Below are 3,044 nucleotides of genomic sequence, written 5' to 3'. Positions count from 1 at the left end.
CCCCCCCCCCCCCCCCCCCCCCCCCCCCGCCGGACTTTGGGCTGTCTGCACTGGCGTCTTCGCGAGCAAGCTCGCTCCCACCTTGGCAATGCGTACCTCTGTGGGAGCGAGCCTGCTCGCGAAGGGGCCAGTTCAGCTAACGCAATAATCGGCTATCAGTGATCAAGCACTTCCTGCATCCACTGCAGATACTGCACCCGCTCGGAAATCGAGTTGTGCCCCGAATCCGGCACCACCCGCAGCGTCGCCACGCCTTTGGGGAAATGCGTCAGCAGCCGCTGCGTGCTGTCTCGTGGAATCACTTCGTCATCGCTGGCCGCCAACAGCAACGTCGGCACGCGGATGTGCGCGGCATAGCGGCCCGACTCGAAGCGATCCTTGAGCAACCATTTGACCGGAAACCACGGGTATTGGCGGACGGCAATTTCTTCGAGGCTGTTGTACGGCGTCACCAGAATCAATCTGGTCGCCGGACGCTGACTCGCCAGCCGCACCGCCACCCCCGATCCCAGGCTGCGGCCGATCACGGCAATCTGCGGATGGCTGGCGTACACCTGATCAAACAGCGCCAACGCATCTTCGGCAATCGCTTCTTCCGAAGGTGAGCCGCCGCTGCCACCGAAGCCCCGGTAGTTCAGCAAAAACACCGCGTAGTCGGGAAAAGCCTCACTGAACGACGGCAGATTGCGCGACACATCCTCGGCATTGCCGCCAAAGTAGATCAGCGCTTTTGGCCCGGCATGCGCGCGCGTGGTCACCCACACATCGGCCTCCGGCATCGCCAGTTTCAGCCGCGAATCTTCCGTAGTCACGGCGTTGTCAGGCTGGGGGAAATAGATCAGCGAGCGCTGAAAAATGAACAGCGCCCCGCACAGCAACAGGTAGAGGGCGATGAGCAAGGCGACGAGTGACATCAGTTTTCTGGACATTCGACTAACTTTAACGGGGCGGGGGTGTTCGCAGTGGCAGTGTAGTCCAGCGAATCGGGCCGGCAGCCGTCGCACACAACGTGCAACAGATTCACGCAGCAGGGGAACCCGCATGAGCCACACTGAGGGTTGCTCCCGTCGCCGCTTGCTCACGCTGGCTGCCGGGGTTTCGGCGGTCCTGACCTTTGACCGGGCGTTGGCCACTGCCATCACGCCGACTGCCACTTCGCCGAGCCAGGCAGGAGACCAGACCATGCAGACCCGCGCCATCCCTTCCAGCTCCGAGCTGTTGCCCATAGTGGGCGTGGGCACTTATCGCGGCTTTGACGTTGCCCCCGGCGATCCGGCTTACAAGTCATTGCCAGCAGTGCTCGACGAGCTGTTCAAAAAGGGTGGCACGTTGATCGACAGCTCGCCGATGTATGGCCGCGCCGAGCAAACCACTGGCGAGCTGCTATCGATTCACGAACCGCGTTCACCCGCGTTTCTGGCGACAAAGGTCTGGACCCGAGGGCGCAAGGAAGGTATCGCGCAGATGGAGGAATCCTTCCGTCTGCTGCGCACCGAACGCATCGACCTGATGCAGATCCACAATCTGCTGGACTGGCAGAGCCATCTGCCAATCCTGCGCGAATGGAAAGAACAGGGGCGCATTCGCTACATCGGCATCACCCATTACACGCCGTCGGCCTACGATGAAGTCGAAGCAGTGCTCAAGGCCGAGCAACTGGATTTTTTGCAAATCAACTACGCCCTCGATGACCGTGGCGTGGAGAAACGCATTCTGCCGCTGTGCCGTGAACGCGGGGTGGCGGTGATCTGCAATCGGCCTTTTGGCGGCGGCGGGTTGCTCGCTCGTCTCAAGGTCAAGCCGTTGCCGGCCTGGGTCTCGGACGTGCAGGTCAACAGCTGGCCGCAACTGGCGTTGAAGTTCCTGCTGTCGCACCCGGCGGTGACTTGCGTGATTCCCGGCACCGGCAATCCGCGCTACATGGCCGACAACGCTGGCGCCGGATTCGGGCCGATGCTCACCGATGCGCAGCGCCACCAGTTGATTGCGCTGCTGGGGTAGGCGGTCAGCCGCGATACCGCAACGCCTCCACCAACAGCGCAAACGCCGGCGCAGCCTGCCGTCGGCTCGGGTAGTACAGGTGGTAACCGGCAAATGTTGGGCACCAGTCTGCCAGCACTTGCACCAGACGCCCGTCGGCCAGATACGGCGCGACGATATTTTCCGGAATGTAGCTGAGGCCGAAACCGTCGACTGCGGCGTCGAGTAGCGGGTAGACGCCATTCAGCGTGACTTGCCCGGACACCCGCACCTTGAGGCTTTCGTCACCCTTCTCGAACTCCCAGGTGTACAGCCCGCCGTTGGTGGGCAGGCGCAAGTTGTTGCAGGCGTGGTCAGTCAAATCTCTTGGCGTTTGCGGGTGTGTACGGTTGGCGAAATAGGCCGGCGAGCCGACCACCGCCATGCGCATGTCCGGGCCGATGCGGGTGGCGATCATGCCTTGGGCCACGTCTTCGCCCAGCCGAATGCCGGCGTCGAAGCCTTGTCCGGCGATGTCGACGAAACCGTAATCGCAGATCACCTCGACGGCGATGTCCGGGTACTGGGGCAGGAATTCCTTGAGCACCGGGCGCAGCAGCCAGTTCAGCGAATGGTCGGTGGCGCTGATGCGGATCCGGCCGGCCGGGGTTTCGCGCAGGTTGCTCAGGGCCGCCAGTTCCTGTTCGATCTCTTCGAAGCGCGGGCCGATGGTCTGCAGTAAATGTTCGCCAGCCTCGGTGGGTGAGACGCTGCGCGTGGTGCGGGTCAGCAGGCGCAGGCCCAGACGCGCCTCAAGGGCGCGGATGGTATGGCTGAGCGCCGATTGCGAGACGCCGAGTCTGGCCGCGGCTTTGGTGAAGCTGCGCTCGCGGGCCACGGCGAGGAAGGCGAGCAGGTCACTGGCGTTTTCTCGAAGCATTAATGAGTGTCCTGCATAAGTTTTTTCGAATTCTAGTCGATTATCTGAAGAGTACGGCTCGGTAAAGTGACGCAAGTTCCCTGTAGGAGCTGCCGCCGGCTGCGCAAATTTTTTCTTTAGTGAAGAAAAAACAACCACAAAAAAA

The 3,044-nt window shown here is 62.0% G+C and carries 3 protein-coding genes; 1 reads left to right on the top strand and 2 read right to left on the bottom strand.

All coding sequences use genetic code 11. From position 1 onward, the window contains the following. Positions 1-155: 155 nt before the first annotated feature. Complete coding sequence (locus QMX91_RS30225; RefSeq protein WP_282413841.1) at positions 156-929, bottom strand: alpha/beta fold hydrolase; 774 nt, start codon at positions 927-929, stop codon at positions 156-158. Between the two features lie 112 nt (positions 930-1,041). On the opposite strand from QMX91_RS30225, the gene QMX91_RS30220 reads away from it, so the two are divergent. Continuing rightward, positions 1,042-2,001 carry an aldo/keto reductase gene (locus QMX91_RS30220; protein WP_282413840.1) on the top strand — a complete coding sequence of 320 codons (960 nt, stop codon included), beginning with the start codon at positions 1,042-1,044 and terminating at the stop codon, positions 1,999-2,001. Between the two features lie 4 nt (positions 2,002-2,005). Here the strand turns inward: QMX91_RS30220 and QMX91_RS30215 are convergent, their stop codons facing one another. Continuing rightward, positions 2,006-2,899, bottom strand: coding sequence for a LysR family transcriptional regulator (locus QMX91_RS30215; RefSeq protein WP_098964496.1), 894 nt, complete (start codon positions 2,897-2,899; stop codon positions 2,006-2,008). Positions 2,900-3,044 lie beyond the last annotated feature (145 nt).

The sequence above is a fragment of the Pseudomonas sp. PS01299 genome, assembly GCF_029960145.1.
In the GTDB taxonomy this organism is placed as follows: Bacteria; Pseudomonadota; Gammaproteobacteria; order Pseudomonadales; family Pseudomonadaceae; genus Aquipseudomonas; species Aquipseudomonas putida_A.
Note: the sequence above shows the minus strand (reverse complement) of the source record. Positions and strands in the feature narration are given on the sequence as shown.

What these genes read in the sequence shown, in the direction of transcription:
- QMX91_RS30225 (WP_282413841.1), bottom strand. Translation starts at nt 929, where the DNA reads ATGTCCAGAAAACTGATGTCACTCGTCGCCTTGCTCATCGCCCTCTAC.
- QMX91_RS30215 (WP_098964496.1), bottom strand. Translation starts at nt 2,899, where the DNA reads ATGCTTCGAGAAAACGCCAGTGACCTGCTCGCCTTCCTCGCCGTGGCC.
- QMX91_RS30220 (WP_282413840.1), top strand. Translation starts at nt 1,042, where the DNA reads ATGAGCCACACTGAGGGTTGCTCCCGTCGCCGCTTGCTCACGCTGGCT.